This is a genomic window from Nonomuraea sp. NPDC050643, from assembly GCF_040654715.1.
In the GTDB taxonomy this organism is placed as follows: domain Bacteria; phylum Actinomycetota; class Actinomycetes; order Streptosporangiales; family Streptosporangiaceae; genus Nonomuraea.
The window spans coordinates 1-17,760 of sequence record NZ_JBFAIM010000071.1; the positions used below are offsets into that span (position 1 = coordinate 1).

Annotated in this window: 13 protein-coding genes; 9 read left to right on the top strand and 4 right to left on the bottom strand. The window is 64.0% G+C overall.

The genetic code is table 11. From position 1 onward, the window contains the following. The coding region (locus tag AB0I15_RS53855) for an IS30 family transposase (RefSeq protein ID WP_358115233.1) at nucleotides 1-291 on the top strand (291 nt) is incomplete at its 5' end. Further along, nucleotides 275-2,086, top strand: a complete 1,812-nt coding sequence (locus AB0I15_RS53860; RefSeq protein WP_358115236.1) for an NB-ARC domain-containing protein — start codon at nucleotides 275-277, stop codon at nucleotides 2,084-2,086. The genes AB0I15_RS53855 and AB0I15_RS53860, both read left to right, overlap by 17 nt. Nucleotides 2,087-2,347: 261 nt before the next feature. Here AB0I15_RS53860 and AB0I15_RS53865 read toward each other — a convergent pair whose 3' ends face one another. The 3 genes from AB0I15_RS53865 to istA all read right to left on the bottom strand — a co-directional run bounded on the left by AB0I15_RS53865 (nucleotide 2,348) and on the right by istA (nucleotide 5,889). Then, on the bottom strand, nucleotides 2,348-3,265 hold the full coding sequence (locus AB0I15_RS53865) for an NAD(P)H-binding protein (RefSeq protein ID WP_358115239.1): 918 nt from the start codon (nucleotides 3,263-3,265) through the stop codon (nucleotides 2,348-2,350). Nucleotides 3,266-3,429: 164 nt separating this feature from the next. After that, nucleotides 3,430-4,212: an IS21-like element helper ATPase IstB gene (istB, locus tag AB0I15_RS53870; protein ID WP_358115242.1), complete on the bottom strand. Its 783-nt coding sequence runs from the start codon at nucleotides 4,210-4,212 to the stop codon at nucleotides 3,430-3,432. A gap of 96 nt (nucleotides 4,213-4,308) precedes the next feature. Beyond that, complete coding sequence (gene istA / locus AB0I15_RS53875) at nucleotides 4,309-5,889, bottom strand: IS21 family transposase (protein WP_358115371.1); 1,581 nt, start codon at nucleotides 5,887-5,889, stop codon at nucleotides 4,309-4,311. A 321-nt stretch (nucleotides 5,890-6,210) separates the two neighbouring features. Here istA and AB0I15_RS53880 point away from each other — a divergent pair, with 321 nt between their 5' ends. The 7 genes from AB0I15_RS53880 (at nucleotide 6,211) to AB0I15_RS53910 (ending at nucleotide 14,843) form a co-directional block, all read left to right on the top strand. Beyond that, nucleotides 6,211-6,534 (top strand): tetratricopeptide repeat protein, encoded by a 324-nt coding sequence (locus AB0I15_RS53880; RefSeq protein ID WP_358115373.1) that lies wholly within the window; start codon nucleotides 6,211-6,213, stop codon nucleotides 6,532-6,534. Between the two features lie 103 nt (nucleotides 6,535-6,637). Further along, nucleotides 6,638-7,282 (top strand): hypothetical protein, encoded by a 645-nt coding sequence (locus tag AB0I15_RS53885; protein WP_358115245.1) that lies wholly within the window; start codon nucleotides 6,638-6,640, stop codon nucleotides 7,280-7,282. Next, nucleotides 7,279-7,566: an acyl carrier protein gene (locus AB0I15_RS53890; RefSeq protein ID WP_358115247.1), complete on the top strand. Its 288-nt coding sequence runs from the start codon at nucleotides 7,279-7,281 to the stop codon at nucleotides 7,564-7,566. Before AB0I15_RS53885 ends, AB0I15_RS53890 begins: the two co-directional genes overlap by 4 nt. A 125-nt stretch (nucleotides 7,567-7,691) precedes the next feature. Next, nucleotides 7,692-8,585: a diiron oxygenase gene (locus AB0I15_RS53895; RefSeq protein WP_358115250.1), complete on the top strand. Its 894-nt coding sequence runs from the start codon at nucleotides 7,692-7,694 to the stop codon at nucleotides 8,583-8,585. After that, a complete protein-coding gene (locus tag AB0I15_RS53900) occupies nucleotides 8,582-10,168 on the top strand; it encodes an AMP-binding protein (protein WP_358115253.1) in 1,587 nt (528 codons plus the stop codon). Before AB0I15_RS53895 ends, AB0I15_RS53900 begins: the two co-directional genes overlap by 4 nt. A gap of 415 nt (nucleotides 10,169-10,583) precedes the next feature. After that, the gene (locus tag AB0I15_RS53905; protein WP_358115256.1) at nucleotides 10,584-12,245 is read left to right on the top strand and encodes a condensation domain-containing protein; all 1,662 of its coding nucleotides are present in this window, start codon (nucleotides 10,584-10,586) and stop codon (nucleotides 12,243-12,245) included. A 240-nt stretch (nucleotides 12,246-12,485) separates the two neighbouring features. Next, nucleotides 12,486-14,843, top strand: a complete 2,358-nt coding sequence (locus tag AB0I15_RS53910) for a peptidase domain-containing ABC transporter (RefSeq protein ID WP_358115259.1) — start codon at nucleotides 12,486-12,488, stop codon at nucleotides 14,841-14,843. Nucleotides 14,844-14,860: 17 nt separating this feature from the next. Here AB0I15_RS53910 and AB0I15_RS53915 read toward each other — a convergent pair whose 3' ends face one another. After that, the gene (locus AB0I15_RS53915; protein ID WP_358115261.1) at nucleotides 14,861-17,686 is read right to left on the bottom strand and encodes a BTAD domain-containing putative transcriptional regulator; all 2,826 of its coding nucleotides are present in this window, start codon (nucleotides 17,684-17,686) and stop codon (nucleotides 14,861-14,863) included. Nucleotides 17,687-17,760 lie beyond the last annotated feature (74 nt).

Below are 17,760 nucleotides of genomic sequence, written 5' to 3' on the forward strand. Positions count from 1 at the left end.
ACGGAGCTGGCCCAGCATGCGCAACTGCGCATCGACACCGGCTTGCGGGTCTATTTCGCCGATCCTCATAGCCCTTGGCAGCGTGGCACCAACGAAAACACCAACGGCCTGCTGCGCCAGTACTTTCCCAAGGGCACTGACCTGTCACGATGGGGTGCCGAGGAGTTGGCGGCCGTCGCGCTCGCGCTCAACACCAGGCCCCGAAAGACCCTCGGGTGGAAGACGCCGGCAGAAGCCTTCAGCGATCATCTAAACTCGCTGCTGAGCAGCAGTGTTGCGACGACCCCTTGAACTCAAGCGGTACAGAGCACTCGAAGTCTTCCAACACGCCCGTGCCGTACTCGTCGACGAGCTGGGCATCGAACCTGGCGAGGAACTCCAGCAACTCCAGGCAGTCATCCTGGGCGGCCCCACCCGATCGAGCGGGCCCACAGCCGAAACGCCGATCTGGCAGCTACCGTCAGACGTCAAGTACTTCAGTGGCCGGGACGCCGAGCTGGCCACGTTGGACCGGCTTCTTCCCTCCGCGGATGAGGAGCCGCCTAACACCGTCACTACCTGCGTGATCAGCGGCACTGGCGGGATCGGAAAAACCTCACTCGCCGTACACTGGGCCCTCCGGGTTCGTGATCTCTTTCCCGATGGTCAACTGTACGTCGACCTGCGGGGCTTCAGCCCAGCTTCCACACCTATGCCGGCGACGGAGGCGTTGCGCGTATTGCTGGGGTTCCTGCAGCCGCCCCATCACCGGATTCCCGCTACCTTCAACGAGCAGATGAGGCTCTACCGGACCCTGCTGACCGGTCGGCGGGTGCTCATCCTGCTGGACAACGCCCGTGAACCGGATCAAGTGCGTCCGCTGCTACCCCCATCAGCAGAAAGCCTGACCCTGGTGACCAGCCGCAACGTACTCACCGGACTGATCGCCGCCAACGGTGCCCGTTTGGTGCGGCTGTCGCCGCTGTCCGACTCCCAAGCCGACGACCTACTGACACGCCGCCTTGGCGAAGACCGGATAGCAGCCGAACGTGACATGGTCGACGCCATCATCAAGACCTGCGCCGGACTACCGCTCGCCCTGGGTATCGTCGCCGCTCGAGCCATCGTCAACGACAGCCTTTCCCTCGCGTCGCTGGCCGAAGAACTCCAGACGGAGACCACCCGACTGGACGCCCTGCAGACCGGAGAACTCAGCACCGATCTGCGCGAGGTCTTCGGCTCCTCCCATCGCGTGCTGACCCCGCAGGCCGCCGGCACCTTCGCCCATCTCGGCCTGGCACCAGGCCAGGACATCAGCCTGCCGGCCGTCGCCAGCCTCATCGGCCAAACAGTGCCGCACACCCGCACGTTGCTGCGCACCCTGGAAACCGCCCATCTGCTGCAGCAACACCTCCCCGGCCGCTACCGGATGCACGACCTCGTCCGCCTGTACGCCATCGAACGCGCCGGCCTCGACCTGAGTACGGATGATCGCATCGCCGCCGTGCGCCGCCTGGTGGACTTCTACCTGCACACCGCGCACACCGCCGACCGCCGGCTCTCCCCTCAGCGTAGAGACGCCATCGAACTGGACGCGCCGGCCGCCGGTTGCCTTCCGCGGAGCCTGGCGGACGTGGCGGCAGCCCAAGACTGGTTCAGAGCCGAGCACGCCTGTCTGCTCGCCGCCCAGCGGCTGGCTGCCCAGCATGATCTGCACGCTGCTGTCTGGCAACTGGCCTGGACCCTCAACACCTTGCACTCAGCCCACAACCTGCTCCAAAACTGCGTCACGGCCTGGCGCCTGGCCTCCAGTGCCCTCGAACACGTGAAGGATCAAGCGGTTCATGCCCGGGTCCGCCGAATGCTCGGTCGCACCTGCGCCCTGGCGGGCAACCACGAGGAGTCCCTGTGCCATTTCGCCGAGGCCTTGGCTCTGTACGAGCGCTCAGGAGACATCGCCGGACAGGCACTGGTGCACCATACGCTCGCGGTAACCTGGGAAAACCGGGGTGAGTACGAGCAGGAGCGGTTCCACCTCGAACACGCGCTGCGCCTGTACGAATGTCAGCGATCGTCTAATTGGGCCGGGCAACGATCACGGAATTGAGCCACCTGAAGATGCTGACCCGCTAGTAGCGAATGCCCAGTATCTACCGTTGTGACGGTATTCCTTTGGTTCGGCACTACGCTTGGGGCTTCGGTTGCCTCGACTTGACCAGGAGAGATGAGAGGTAAATCGTTGTCGTGTGGCCTCGATCGCCCCCAGCTGCCAGACCATCACGCTCTACGTGGAAAGCGCCCTGGTCCAGGGGTCGGACGGACTACGGAGGCCCGCGCGAACTCCGGGGTTATTCCTTACACCCGCGGCTCAGCCCAGGTAGAAGTCCCTGCGAGCGGCCACGAACGCCTCGACCGTCTGGGCGGGCACGCCCGTCACGCGTTCGACGTCGTCGGACGCGCCGTCGTAGCGGTTCTCCTGGCGCAGTCGGATCAAGATGGTGGCGAGATGCTGTTCGATGTGCGGCGGCAGGTCCGCCTTGGCGAGCACCTCGGCCCGCCACCGCTCCAGCGGCACGTCCACATAGGCCACCGGACGCCCCAGCGCCCGCGAGAACTCCTCGGCCATCTCGGTCATGTCGGCCATGCGGGGCCCGGTCAGCTCGTAGGCGTGCCCGATGTGCGGAGCCGGGTCGCGAAGCACGGTGGCCACCACCCGGGCGACGTCGTCCACGGCGACCGGCGCCGTGCGCCCGGTACCGAACGGCAGCGCGATGGTGCCGTTCTCCCGGATCGATCGGGCTGCCAGCGTGGTGAACAGCGGATTTTCGAGGAAGACCGTCGGTCGGATGTGTACCACCGGCAGGCCCGACCAGTTCAGTACCTGCTCCGCCAGCCAGTGCAGCCGGTGCTGGTGCGACTCCGCCGCCTTGCCAGTGCTGGTGGCGGTCATCTCCGCCACCGTCATCTGTGACATGCCCACCAGGGCGTCCAGCTCTCCGCGTTCCCGCGCCACGGTGGCCACCACGGTCGCCGCCAGCAGATGCTCCGGCGACACGGGCATCGCGAAGTACATCCGCCCGACCCCCTCCAGCGCGGCCGCGACGCTCTCGGGTCGGGTCAGATCGCCGATGACCACTTCCGCGCCGCGCGCACGCAACTGGGCCGCGCGCTCGTCGTCGCGGCGGACCATCGCGCGTACCGGCACGTCCTGCGCGCGCAGTTGGTCGAGGACCGTGCGGCCCGTGCCACCGGCGCCGGCGATGAGGACAAGATTATTGGCAACCATCGGTCGCTCTCCTTCTGAGTAGCTCTGTATCTGAGTGGAGGTGTGATCAACGTGCTGTCAGCGGCCGGGGGCCGCTGCTTGACCTCTTGGAGTCCCCAGCCGTTGCCGTCCAAGTCACGGAAGGTGGCGTAGGAGCCGTAGGAAGCCCGGTCGGGGTGCGATTACTACCGGGACCCCGTCTTAGCCCGGTTTGCCGTAGGCGTCTGGCCAGGGCGTTTGTTGGGGCGATAGCTCGGGCCATCCATGAAGATGCGGTAGCTGGTGTTGATCAGCCGGTCCAAGAGGGACTCGCCGACCACCGGGTTGGGAAAAAGCTTGCACCACTCCTCCGGGGCCCGGTTGGAGGTGAGGATCATCGACTTGCCGGAGCGTTCGGAGACCAGTTCATAAAGGTCGTCGGCTTGGGCGGCGGTGAGTTCGCGCATGCCCCAGTCGTCCAGGATGAGCAGGGCGGGTTTGGTCAGTTCGGCCAGGCGTTTGCGCCAGGTCTGGTCGGCGTGCCCGCCTGCCAGGTGAGCCAGCGCGCGGGAGGTTTTGATGAAGCGAACGTCCATGCCCTGGCGGATGACGAGCTGGCCCAGAGACTGGGCGATGTGCGACTTTCCGACCCCGACCGGGCCATACAAGATCACGGACTCTCCGGCGTGCAACCAGCGCAGCGCCCCCAGGTCGCGTAGCTGAGCGGCGGGCAGCTTGGGTGAGGCGGCGAAGTCGAAGCCTTCCAAGGTGACCGGCTCGTCAAAGCGGGCGCGACGCTCGCGGCGCTCCATCGCGGCCGATTCCCGGCGGGAGATCTCGTCTTCACACAACACCTGCAGGAACTCGATATGTCCCAGGTCGCCGGCGCGGGCCTGGCTGAGCCGGGTATCGAGGGTATCGAGCATCCCGCCCAGACGCAGCGTGCGAAGAGCCTTGTCCAGCGCGCCAAGCTCGATGTGAGTGGCCATGATCCGTATCCTTTCGATGGTGAATTTCGGCGCCCTTGGGTCCGCCACGATGAAGGTCAGGCTGGATTTGAGGGCGCCGTGTCCGCTCGCGGCGGGTCAGGAGACCGGGATGTCGAAGGCGTCCAGGGTGACCGCGTCGTGGTTGAACAGCTCTTGCGGGCCGCGCAGGAACGCGCCCGCGCCGCCGTCACCGGCGTGGCGGGCGGCCTGGTTGCCCTGATCGGTCTCGGCGGCCAAGATTCCCTTGATAGTGCGGTGGGAGGGGTCGCCCACGGCCAGCGCCTTGGCGCAGGCGGCTTCCAGCCGTTCGGGGTTATGTCTGTCGGCCATCGCCAGCACCCCTTGGGCTGAGCGCAGGTGGTAGAGCGCGTTGTCGGCCAGGAGTTCGTCGATCACCGCTAGGCAGGCCGGGCCGATCTGCTCGGCCTGTTGGCGGCACCAAGCGGGGGTGCGCATGTGGAAGGCGATCTTCTCCGGCGGATAGTCGGCCAGATCGGTCTGCTTGCCGCGGGGCTTGCGCACGTGGGTTTTGACCAGGTCGCCGTCGTAGAAGAACTGCACCAGGTTCACCGTCATCCGCACCGACAGGTGCTTGCCGACGTACTTCCACGGCACCGAATACAGCACCTTGTCCACACTGCAGTGGATGTCGGGACCGACTTTCGCCCGAAACCATCGACACAGCTCGAAGGGATGACGGGGCAGGGGCCGCAGGGCGGGCTGTTCGACCGCGTGAAAGACGGTCAACGGGGCGGCGCCCTCCAGCGGCCGGCACTGGCGCTGCCCGGCGACCTGTTCGCACCAGCGCAGCGCCGCGGCCTCCATGTCCGCCACGGAGGCGAAGCTGTCTTCTCGTCCGCGCCAGAAGCTGTCCCGGATGTAGGGCATGGGCCGTTCGATCCGCGCCTTGTCGCGGGGTTTGCCGCTGCGGGCCGGGTCGATGAGGAGCTGGTAGTGCGCGCCGAGCTCACCATACGACTTGTTGATCTTCGGGTCGTAGAGATCGGGGCGATCGACCCCGGTCTTCAAGTTGTCCGGAACGATCCGCGCGGGCACACCCTTGAAGAACTCGAACGCTTCCACGTGAGCTTGGCACCATGCGTGCTGGTCCATCGTGATGACCGGCTTGACGAACAGGTGACGGCTGGCACACAGCACCAGGGCGAACGCCCACACCTGGTGTTTGCGGCCGGTGGCCGGATCGACCCACGCCCCCAACCGCCCGTAATCCACCTGGGCTTCCTGGCCGGGCTGGGCCGGTTCCAGCCGCAGCACCACCACCCGCGAGCGGGAGACCTCTTCTGGCACATTGGCGTGAACCCACCGTCTCATCGCGGAGATCGAGCAGGTCAGGCCGCGTTCGTCGCGCAGCCGCTGGTGGATGGTGGTGACCGTGACGCCGCGTTCGATCTGCTCGGTGATGTAGTCGCGGTGTTGTTCGATCAGCGGCCACGTCGTTCGACGCAGCTTGGTGTCACGCAGGGCGGGAAACCACAGGTGGATCCACTCGGCCCATTCCGCTGCGGTTAGGGGTTCGTCGCTTGGCGTGATGCCCTCGGCGATCGCCGGAGCCAGGTACCTGGCCACGGTGTTACGTGCCACGCCCAGGCTGTTGGCGATCTCTCTGACGGAACGGCCGGCATGCCAGTGCATCAGGATCTCTGCGATGTCGACCACGTGGAACGCCTTCCGCGCCATGATCGCCCCCCTTCGGCGAGCCCTTGATGGACTACCAAAAGGATCATGGACAGGACTGACCAAGTCCAGACGACACGCACACGTCCTGACCTGGCTCAATTACGCGATTGAGGCTCCCCTGCCCGACTCAGATCAGTGAAGTCGATCATGCTCTCCTGGCTCAATAACGTGATCGCCGACAGTACGAAGACGCCAACGACACCTTGGGAGAGGCCAGCGTCCTCAATTCCCTGGGCTGGAGCCACGCGCTGACGGCAGACCTCGACAAGGGCCCGGAAGCATTGCGAGCAGGCGCTGACCCTGCTCCGCCGTCATGGCGATCGCCTCGGCGAGGCGGCGACGCTCGACAGCCTCGGCTACATCGCCCACCACACCGGCCATCACGCCCAAGCCCTCGAGCACTACCACCACGCGCTGACGCTGCGGCGCGAAGCCGGCCATGCCAGCCTGGAAGCCGAAACGCTCACCCATCTCGGCGACTCCTACCATGCGCTCGGCCGGTACGCCGAAGCCGCCCGAGCGTGGAGTCAGGCGCTGGCCATCTATCAGGACCAGCACAGCTCCGTGAGCAGGAGACGCGTGCAAGCCAGACTCGACGCCCTGAGAGAAGAGTTGTGCGAGTGACCTGATGAGCCGCACCCAGTCTCACAAAGAGTAGTTCAATCGGATAGCACAGGAATGCGGTGACCCCGGGAGTAGCACCGCCGCTTTCAAGCCTGATGTCCTGGTGGTCTGGCCGAGGCTGGAGGATCTGTGGGGGAACCTCGCGGCCCCGCTCGCCGATCCCCAGGACGTCTACCTGAGCCCGTTGTGGGACATTGCCTCTCTCGTAGAAGTGGGGGCCCGGCGGATGGGGGCGCAGCTGGCGCTCACACTGCCGGTCATTCCTGCGGAACGGACGCTGGGAATGGGCGATGCGGCCAATTCTCTGGGTATCCACGCCATTGCCGCCTCGGTCCGTGAGGGGGTCCGCGCCGGTTTCGCGGGCCGTCCCGGAGTCCGGTCCCGGAGTGCTGTTGTGGACCGGGCCATCGCGCTGGGCTGGGCGGCGGACCGGACGGGTTTTCAGCGGCTGGTCGCCGAGATCGGCATGACCATGCCGGAGCTGGTACCGGGCAGCGAGATGTCGCGTCTGGCACGCTCGGGCAGGGCTTGGTACCAGATCAGGTTCCTGTCAATGACTAAGCGCAATGATGGCGCATTTGAGCCAGGTGCTCAGGAAGCCTTTTGGGAGGCAGGCTATCTGAGTAACTATTTCACTGTCACAGAATCAACAGGTGACGAGGTGCATCTGATGGGATCGACGAAGTTCGAGGCTGTCGACATCCACGGCCTACCAGGTGCGGAGGTGAAAGGAGAGCTCAGCAAATGACCTCGTACGAGGATGCGAGCCTGACGCTGGCGGACACACAGCAGCGTAGGTTCGGTGAGCTGCTCAAACAGTGCATCGAGCAACCTGCTTCAATCGGCGAAATACCTTTCGAGAAGCCGCTCAGGGAACTGGGGATGGACTCGCTTGGAATGGCCAAGATGGTAGTCCTGATTGAAGATGAGTACGATATTCTCCTTCCTTACGAGGCGCTTCTTCCCGAAGTGTTCGTCACGCCTAGGTCTCTGTGGGAAGGACTGCAGGAGTTCCTACCAAGAAATCTCTGAGCAGGCTTCTCGCATCGCACCAGCGCGACATTTATGCGAGCGTATGACCTAGGTTTCCGCCGGAAGTGCGGGTTTCCCCGGTGCGGAGGCTTGCCCTCGTCCACTCGTCATGGAAGGAGCATCGGATGACGAATACAACGACACGCGCTGAATCAGATCCGCTGAGTCGCTTGGGTCCGTTGGCCGCACGGCTGAGCAAGACGTCCCGCGAAGACCGGTACGACGTTCACGAAATCTTCGATTGGCCTGGAGCACTTCCTGAGGACAGGCATTGGTTCAGTCCTGAACTCTCAACATGCTATGGCAGCGAGATCTGGGAAACCCTGGATTCAGCCATCCAGCGGAAGCTCACCAGACTTGAGCTTATCAATTTCTTCAGTGAGAGCGTCGACCTGGAACGCGAGCTGGTTGCGGAAGTAGCCGCCCGCATCTACAAAGCCAGGTTCGCGAACGTGTCCGACTTCCTCCGCGATTTTATCGCCGAAGAAAATGATCACATGTGGATGTTCGCTGAATTCTGCATGCGCTATAACGGTGGTCTATTGGAAACGGCACTGCATACTGCGGTGCCGCCAGACAGGACACCACCCAACGTAGTCGACCTGCTGCTCTTCGGTCGTGTTCTCGTCGTCGAGGAAGTCTTCGAGTGGTATAACCGTCGGCTGGCCGCCGACGACCGGTTGCCAGAGATCGTTCGGGCGATCAATCGGGTGCATCACAAGGACGAGTCGCGGCACATCGCCTTCAGCCGAAACCTGTTCGCCGCGCTGGCCGAGGAGGCGGGTGAGGAGGAGCGGCAACAGGCGGGCCGTCACCTCCTCCGCTACATGGACTTCTGCATCGGCACTCTCTACAACCCGTTGGTCTATCGCGACGCGGGTATCGCCCATCCGGCCAAGGTACGCCAAAGTGTGAAGAACTCCTCTACCCGTATCCAGATCGACCAGCAGTTGACCACGCGCACCCGCAAGTTCTTCGCGTCCATCGGACTCATCGGAGGCCAGGGGACAGCCACATGACCGCCGGCGTCAATGTGCCCCCGGCTCCGCACAAGGGGGTCCCGCGTCTGGAAGACCGCGTCCGCCAGACTGCGGCACGCTTCCCCACTCGTGAGGCCCTCCGGGTCGGCCCTCGCCGGGTCACCTATGCCGAATTGCTCGAAGTGGCGGAAGCCTGGGCAGCAGTGCTGGGTTCGGCGCGCAACCAGGACGGTCCGGCGACCGTCTGCCTCCTTGCCGGCCGCACGTTTACTGGCTATGTCGGAATCCTTGCCACGCTCTGCGCCGGAGCGACAGTGACTCCCATGGCCCCCGAGGCGCCCCCCAACCGCCTCTCGGCGATGCTGCAGGACACCAAACCGGACGTCCTCATCGTCGACCAGGCTGGGGCCGCAGCACTGGCTGCACTTGCCGAGCATTGCGCGCTTCCGCCCGTCTTCGCGCCCATGGTTGCGCCAGAAGCGTTGAATGGAACAGGTATTTCACTGCTGTCCGTCGAAGATGATCGCCGGGGACGACCGTCGTCGACCGCTGACATCGCCTACGTGTTGCACACTTCGGGATCCACCGGGCGTCCCAAAGGAGTGCCGATCACACACGCGAACATGCACGCGTTCCTGACAGCGGTTCACGCTCGGTATGATTTCACCGAGAAGGATGTCTTCTCCCAATTGTATGACCTCACCTTCGATCTTTCCTTCTTCGATCTATTCATCCCCTGGTCCTGCGGCGGGACGGTGGTCTGCACTCCTCCGGCAGTCTTCGCTCACATGCCGGAGTTCGTCGCCAAAGAAGGACTGACTGTTTGGTTCTCCGTACCGAGCGCTATCTCCGCTATTCATAGAATGGGCGGTCTCAGGCCAGGGTCCTTCCCCTCACTCCGATTGAGCCTTTTCGGGGGAGAAGCCCTCACCCTGAACGACGCCGTCGCTTGGCAGCAGGCGGCGGCTAATTCTTCGGTAGAGAATATCTACGGTCCGACAGAGCTGACCATCGTGTGCGCAACACATCGCTTGTCCCCCGAAGACGAGGCCATCGCCGCGAACGGAATCGTTCCCATCGGCACGCTCTTCCCAGGTCTGGAAGGCATGCTTCTGGACGAGGAAGGACGCCCCCACCCGCAGGAGGGCGAACTCTGTGTCACCGGCCCACAGATGTTCTCGGGGTACGTCAACAGTGCCGACGATGAGGGAAGATTCGTCCGATTGGATGGCCGACGTTGGTACCGTACGGGCGACCTCGTACGCAGCGCCGGCGATGACCGCCTGCTCTTTATCGGTCGGATGGACCAACAGATCAAGATACGTGGATACCGAGTCGAGTTGCCAGAGATCGAGTACTGGCTTCGCATGATTCCAGGCGTCGACGCCGCAGCCGTCCTGCTGGTCGGAGAAGGAACCGAGCAGCGTTTGATGGCCTTCTACACGGGCGTCGGGATGGACTCCGGCCGGATGAAGGCCAAGCTCCATGAGCACCTTCCAGCATACATGGTCCCACATGAGTATCGATTGGTGGAACAATTCCCCATCAACGAACGAGGCAAGACGGATAGACGCGCTCTCATGGCAACCGTCTCGGCTCCTATAAGCGCAGGGGGCGCCTGAATTCGCCGATCTCGCCGCTGCTCGAACCGGCCCGGCAGGAAAATATGATCTGGGTCAGGTCGACTGAACGCCATCCCGTGCCCCTCCATTCAAGCGAAATATTCTCAGGCGCCGGCTTTGTCAACTGCCACAAAGCGGAAATATTTAGAAGGGAGGTGTTCTTGTGAAGAAGGAAGAATTCGAGGCGATCGATGTTCGCGACCTCCCCGACGAGGAGTTGAACGACGTCGTCGGCGGCTCCGGTTCTATTGTGGTCACGATCGCCACCGAGGGCCATTAACGTCCGCGCGTAGTGATCTGGGTCCCTTGTCCGTTGGGTGCGAAGGCGAATCGTCGCACCCAACGGGCCTCCACGCGTCAGACCTGGAATCGATCAACAATCGGCTGATCACCTGAATCGGCAGGAGGCTTCGCAGTGACGGCGTCACACCATACTTCTCTGGAGTATCTCCCGCTGACCAAGGGGCAGCTCGAGCACTATGAAATGTTGGCTCGTTTTCCGGAATTCCGTACACCGTTCTGGACCTCCTATCGCATCTCCCGGGAATTGAATGTCGCGGCACTTGCAGATGCCATAAAGTCGGTGGTTGGACACCATGAAGGTATGCGGATAGGAATACGCGAACTGCCCGGCTGCCCACCGGTTCAGTGGATTCGCGCTCCACCGCCAGATCGCCTGCTGATCAGTCGGCAAGAAGTGCGAGCTGTCTCCAGGCAGCAATTCGAGAAATATGTCCGCCACGTTATGGCCCGCAATCAGGAGGAGAACTGGAGCCTCTCCGACGGCTATCCGTTCAAGTTTTTGCTGCTAAAGTACTCCAGCGAGCTCCATGCACTTATCGTCGGCCTTTCTCATTTAGCCATGGACGCCAGGGCCAAGGAACTGGTTTTGCGTGATCTCTGGCGCGCCTACAGTGCAACGGGAGGTTGCATCTTCAAAGACGGCGGGCAAAGGATGAAGAGCTACTCTGATGCCATTCGCTGTCACAAGGTCCAGGGTGAAGAAGATGAGGGGAAAAGAGGGCGACGATTTATCCAGCTTGATGTGTCACAGGTCTTTTCCGTGACACAGTTCCTAACGATTCGGTCCGCTCCAACAAGTCAATACGGATTTATCCTGGAATTCGGTCTGAATGCCATTCTTCTGGCTGACCTCCGGTCGATGATCCATGAATCAGAGTTCTCCGAAGCCCAATGTATATTCGCTGCTCTGGCACATTCTGTATTCGGAATCTGCCCGCAGGATCGGATTCAGTTCCCGATCACAGTCGATCTCAGGAATGCGGCTGAGCGTGATCTCGTCGGCATGTTCGCAACGTCGGCCACGGTGATCGTGGACCGGCCTAGGGCATCGACCACGGTGAAAGATTTCTTGTCTCATGTCAAGCAAAGGACGATCCGCGCCATGGTGGATTGCCAACGCACCGAGGTGCGCGGCCCGGACCTCCGCGACAGAGATGAAACATCGAAATGGGGATCGCGGCAGGAAAAGTGCTTGTGGTTCAACTACCGCAATATTGCTTCGGATCAATCCGGCCGAACCTCCGAACCTGCCAATGTCGAGCGCGATGCGTATTCTCCCAGCGTTCGATATACGGTGCGTGGCATCAGTAGTGACGTGATCAGTACCCCTGAGCACCTGCGACTTCGGATAGCCTTCAATGAGGCCATATTCTCGATGGAGGCGGCCGAGGAGTTCGTCGCAAATCTCCAGAAAACACTTGCGATCATGGCGGAATATGGGGCAGCCGACAACAGAGAGTTGGCGGCTCCGGCGAGGTCGGCTCCGGATCACATCGCTACTCTTGCCGATGGCCAAGGTAATACCGTCGCTTGGGCTGACATGACGTGCCTCGCAAAGCATATCGGGGAATATCCTGGAGTCATATCGAGCACCGTCCGCAGAGTCGCCGGATCCGCCGGAGAGACGCTGCTCGAGGCGGTCGTTGCCGTATCGGAAGAGTTCCAATTCACCGAGACGACATTCAAAGAACAACTTCTGAAAACTGCAGAGCCACAGCGACTCCTGCTTGCCCCTCATAGGATATTGCTGTCTCGGGACGCTGATCTCGCTTGATGTGTTGGGAAAGGCGGCTATAGATACACTAAGTTCTGAACATTTGTCTGGAGCTCTTGGGTAAATGTTCGAGGCGCTCATGATTGCCAAGGGTAATTGTCCGTTGGGCCGCGAATACCTGCTCGATGCCGCGACGGCTCATCAGTTCGTACTCGCACCACACCGGATCTCCGTTTCTCAGAACACGGGACGCAACGGTGCCTGGCCTCGCAGGCGGGCTGAGACGGATGGACGAGGGTGATGACATCTAGCGGGTCGGGGGGCCGCCCCGTTCGCACGGGCGATCGGCCGTATGCGGAGTTCGCCACGTCGGGGGATAGATTCCGCCGGCAGGCGTTGAGTGAGCGATCCTTGGCGTCTGAGCCGGGACCGGTGGCCGATGTGTCGAGCTTTGCGTGGCTTCGTTCGTGGAGACCGCGCGGGTTGTCGCGGGTGCGGGTGTATCGGCGGCGATCCGTGCCCGTGCGCGGTCAGGCGGAGATCAGTGACTGCGGTCCGGCGTGCCTGTCGATGGTCTTGGCCTTGCACGGGCGGGACGTGAGCGTTGAGGAGTTGCGGAAGGAGACGAACAGCGGCAGGGACGGGGTGGCGGCTCGTGTTCTCCTGGAGGTGGCGCGGCAGCACGGGCTTGGTGGCAGGGGTGTCCGTGTCTCTTTGGCCGGTCTTCGCCATCTGGCTCCGGGCAGCATCCTCTTCTGGGGTTTTCAGCATTTCGTCGTTTTGGAAGGAGTGTCAGGGGGCCACGTGTATCTGGTGGATCCCGCGCACGGCCGGCGCCGGCTCGCCCTCGAGGAGGCGGGCAGGCTCTTCACCGGGGTCGCGCTGGAATTCGAGGCGCCGGCCGGCGCCCGGCGTGCCCGCCGGGCTGCGTCGCGCGTGGCACGGCCACGAAGTGCGTGGCGGCACCTGGCCCACTTCCTTCCCCGTAGCCGCCTGTGGGCGCCGGTGGTCGCCACCTCCCTGCTGATCCTGCTCTTCGGCTTCCTCACCCCGCTGGCCTCGGCCTATCTGGTGGATCACCTGGCTCAGGGGAACGCCGCCCCGAGCGCCGGGCAGGGCGCCGTGTCGGTCCTGGTGCCGGCGCTCTGCTATTTCATCTTGCAGGGGATCCGCCGGTTGTCTCTGCTGGACCTGCAATCCATCGCCGACAGACACGTGACGATGATGGTGTTCCGGCACCTGCTCACGCTGCCGCACGACTTCTTCACCAAACGCAGCTCCGGAGATCTGGCATTGCGCGTCAGGACCAGCACGTTCGTTCAGCAGGTGCTGACCAACTCCATGCTGTCCACCGTCTTCGACGGCATTCTCGTCTTCATCTATCTGGCGTTGCTGTTGATCGCCGACGGTGTCCTGGCCTGCCTGGTCCTGGCCCTGGCCGTGCTGCAGATCGGTCTGCTGCTCGGATCCTGGCGCGGACAGACCTACCTGGACGCGGACGCGCTGGAGAGCAAGGCACGCGCCGACACGCAGCTTCACGAACTGCTCGACGGTATCGCCACCATTCAGGCGGCCGGATTGGAGGAGGTGCTCGGCCGCAAGTGGTCCCGCACGTTCGCCGACGAGGTCAACACGCGCATACGGGCCCGGACGCATCTTTCCCTGTGGTCGGTCACCAGCGCCACCCTGCAGTTCTGCGCGCCGCTGCTGGTGCTGGCCCTGGCGGCGGGACGCGTGGCACACGGCGACCTGTCGATCGGCGCGGCGGTGGCCTTCGGCACGCTGTCGATCGGCGTCTTCGTCCCGCTGGCCGGCCTGGTCCAATCGGCCCTGCAGGCGGCCACGCTGAAGCCGGTCCTGGTCCGGCTGGACGACATCCTGGACGCCGAAGCCGAGCCCCAGGGCAGCGTGCACCTCGACTTCGCGGAGGCGGCCGGAAGCATCGAGTTGCGCGGCGTCGACTTTCGCCACCACGCCGGCGCCGGGAAAACCCTGCAGGCGATCGATCTGCACGTGCCCGGCGGCGGCTTCCTGGCCGTCCTGGGGCGTTCGGGCAGCGGCAAGTCCACGCTGGCGACGGTGCTCGCCGGGCTGCGTCTCCCGACGCGAGGCGACATCCTCGTCAACGACACTCCCTTGGCCGACGTCGACAGGTCCTCCCTCCGGCGCACGATCGCGTTCATCAATCAGGACGCCAAGGTTTTCGCGGGCTCCATCCGTGACAACATCGCGATGGGCGTCTCCGACGCCACCGACGAATCCGTGACGGCCGCCGCTCGCGCGGCCCAGATCCACGACGACATAGCGATGATGCCCATGGGCTACGAGACGCTCCTCGGCCCCGCGGGCGCGGGATTGTCGGGTGGGCAGCAACAGCGGCTCGTCCTGGCACGGGCACTGATCCGCCGTCCCCGCATCATGATCCTGGACGAGGCGACCAGCGCACTCGACCGCATCACGGAAGAGCAGGTGTTCACCGGCGTCCTGGCGACGCACTGCACCCTCGTCGTCATCACGCACCGGCTGACCTCCGTGGCGGGAGCAGACCAGATCATCGTCCTGGACGATGGCAAGATCCTCGCCCGAGGACGACACGGCGACCTCGTCACGACCTCGCCACTGTATTGCCGGCTCGCCGGAAGAGACGAACTGCCCTGAAGGCTCGGAGACGCCGTTCACCAGTGCGACGAGTCCTCGGTTTGAGGAGTAGCAGCCTCTTCTCTCAAGGCGTCGAGTCTGGCCTGTATGTGCTTGATTTTCGCGGTGCGGCGCTGGTCCTGGCAGATGGCGAGTGCCTGCCTCCAGACTCGTCCTGCTTCGGCGTGCCGGCTGAGGGCATGGTAGGTGTCGCCGAGGTGGGAAAGAGTTTCGACCTCCTGGCTGGCAATGCCGGATTCGCGCCACAGCGTCAGGGCGTGGTGGTAATGGTCGAGGGCTCGGGCGTAATGGCCGGTGTGGTGGGCGATGTAGCCCAGGCTGTCGAGCGTCGCCGCCTCGGCGAGGTGATCGCCGTGACGGCGGTTCAGGTCCAGCGCCTGCTCGCAATGCCGCTGGGCGTTGGTAAAGTCGGTGAGCAATGCGTGGCCCCAGCCCAGAATATTGAGCGCGTTGGCTTCCGCCACGGTGTCGCCGACGGCCTTGTACAGTCGCAGCGCGTGTTCCGCATGGACCAGCGCCTGCTCATAATCACCCTGCTCTCCCCAGGCCAGAGCGAGCGGTTGGTGAACATGAGCCTGACCGGCGATGTCTCCGGATTTTTCATACAGAGCCAATGCCTCGGTGAAATGAGGCAGGGATTCTGCATGGTGCCCTGCCCGGGCGCACGCGCGGCCGAGTAACCGGTGGACCAGAGCACGAACGGCTGAATCGTTCAGGTGTTCAACGGCGCTGGACGCCACGCGCCATACCGAAACGCAATTCTCAAGCAGGTTGTGACTCATGTGGAAGGTGTCGAGTGTCCAGGCCAGTTGCCAGGCGGCGATGTGCAACCCGTGTTCGGCGGCCAGCCGTTGGGCGGGGAGGAGGCAGGGGTGCTCGGCGCCGAACCAGTCCTGTGCGGCTGCCGCGTCCGCCAAGGGGTGTGGAAGGCAGCCGGGAGTCGGGGCGTCCAGTTCGATGGCGCCTCGGCGCTGGGGGGAGAGCAGGCGGTCGGCGGCGTACGACGTGTGCAGGTAGAAGTCCACCAGACGGTGGACGGCGGCGATACGGCCTTCCATGCTCAGGTCGATGCCTGCGCGTTCGATGGCGTAGAGGCGGACGAGGTCGTGCATCCGGTAGCGGCCGGGGAGGTGCTGGTGCAGCAGGTGGGCGGTTTCCAGGGTGCGCAGCAGCGTGCGGGTGTGGGCGACCGGGTGGCCGATGAGGTTGGCGGCGGCGGGCAGGCTGATGTCCGGGCCCGGCGCCAGGCCCAGGCAGGCGAAGGTCTCGGCTGCCTGAGGGGCCAGCACGTGATAGGAGGAGCCGATGACCTCGCGTAGGTCGGTGCTGAGCTCTTCGGTCTGCAGGGCGTCCAACCGGGTGGTGTCCGCCTGGAGTTCGTCGGCCAGCGCGGCGAGGGGGAGGTCGGCGTTGAAGATGGCTCGTGCGGCGACGATGCCCAGGGCCAGCGGCAGCCCGGCGCACGTCCTGATGATGACGTCCACCGCCTTACGCTCACCGGCCAGCCAGCCTTCACCCAGGCGGCGGTTCAGCAACTCGCCGGCCTGAGCGTCCGACAGCGGTGCCAGCCGCACGAGCTGGGCACCGCCAGCTGCGATCAGACCAGTCAGCGCGGTTCTGCTGGTCACCAGGGTCAGGCTCTCCGGTGACGGGGACAGCAGCGGGAGCACCTGATCCGGCTCTCGCGCGTTGTCCAGGAGGACGAGTACTCGCCGGCCGGTGAGCAAAGTCCGATAGAGCCCGATCTGCTCATCGAAGCTGGAGGGTATCGGGTGGTGGGATGGCTGGAGGAGCCCCAGCAGGATCCGCACCGCTTCCGTCGCGGGCATGGGCGTCGCGGCGGGGCTGAACCCCCGGAGGTCCACGTAAACCCGGCCGTCGGGAAAGCGGTCGCGCACCCGGTGGGCCCAGTGCACGGCGAGTGCGGTCTTTCCGACTCCACCTGTGCCGCTGATCACGCATGTCGTGGCAGGGCGCGGCGGCTCCTTGTCCGCGCTGGAAAGACACCTTTCCAGCGCCGTCAACTCGTCGTCTCTGCCGGTGAAGTATTTGATGTCTACTGGGAGCTGGCAGGTCGGTGTCCACGGTGCCGGCTCGTTCACTGGTATGGTGCCGGCCAGGATGGCGGCTTGGAGCTGCTGGAGTTCCTCGCCAGGTTCGATGCCCAGCTTGTCGATGAGCGCCGCTCGGGCGTGCTGGAAGGTTTCGAGGGCTTTGTCGCGCTGCCCCGCCTGTGCGTGCGCAAGCATGAGCGAGTGCCAGACCCGTTCGTGCAGCGGCTGTTCGGCGACGAGAAGGCGGAGCTCGTCGATGACTTCCGCGGGTTGGCCGAGGGTGAGTTTCGCTTCGGCCCAGTCCAGTCGCGCTGTGGTCTGCTGTTCTTCCAGTTCGGTCAGACGGGCGAGCATGGGGCCGGCGAGCCGGGTGCCTTCGGCGGGTTTTCCCCGCCACATGGACAACGCTCTTTCGTACTGGTGGACGGCGGCGCGGAGGTCGCCTTCCTCGGTCGCGCCTCGTGCCAGCCGGATCGCCTGCTCGAACTGCAGGAGATCCACCTCCTCGACGCCTGCCTCGAGGAGGTATCCCGTTTCCTTGGTGAGCAGCCGCGTGCCGAGGGGCAGCGCCCTGCGCAATTGAGCGACGTACGTCACGAGATTCGGGATGGCCGAGGTGGGAGGGTCCTCCCACAGCGCGGCTATCAATCGCTCCTTGGAAATCTGTGAGTTGACGTTGAGAAGCAGGGTGGCGAGCACGGCGCGCTGTTTACCGGTCAGATGGACCTGTCGGCCATCGGGCAGGCACACCTGCACCGGGCCCAGGACGTTGAAAGCCGCCGCGACCAAAGCCTGCTCCTCGCCTGTGGTGGCTCCGTGGGCGCATCGTAACGTCTGCCGATCATCGCCCACACGGCAATCAC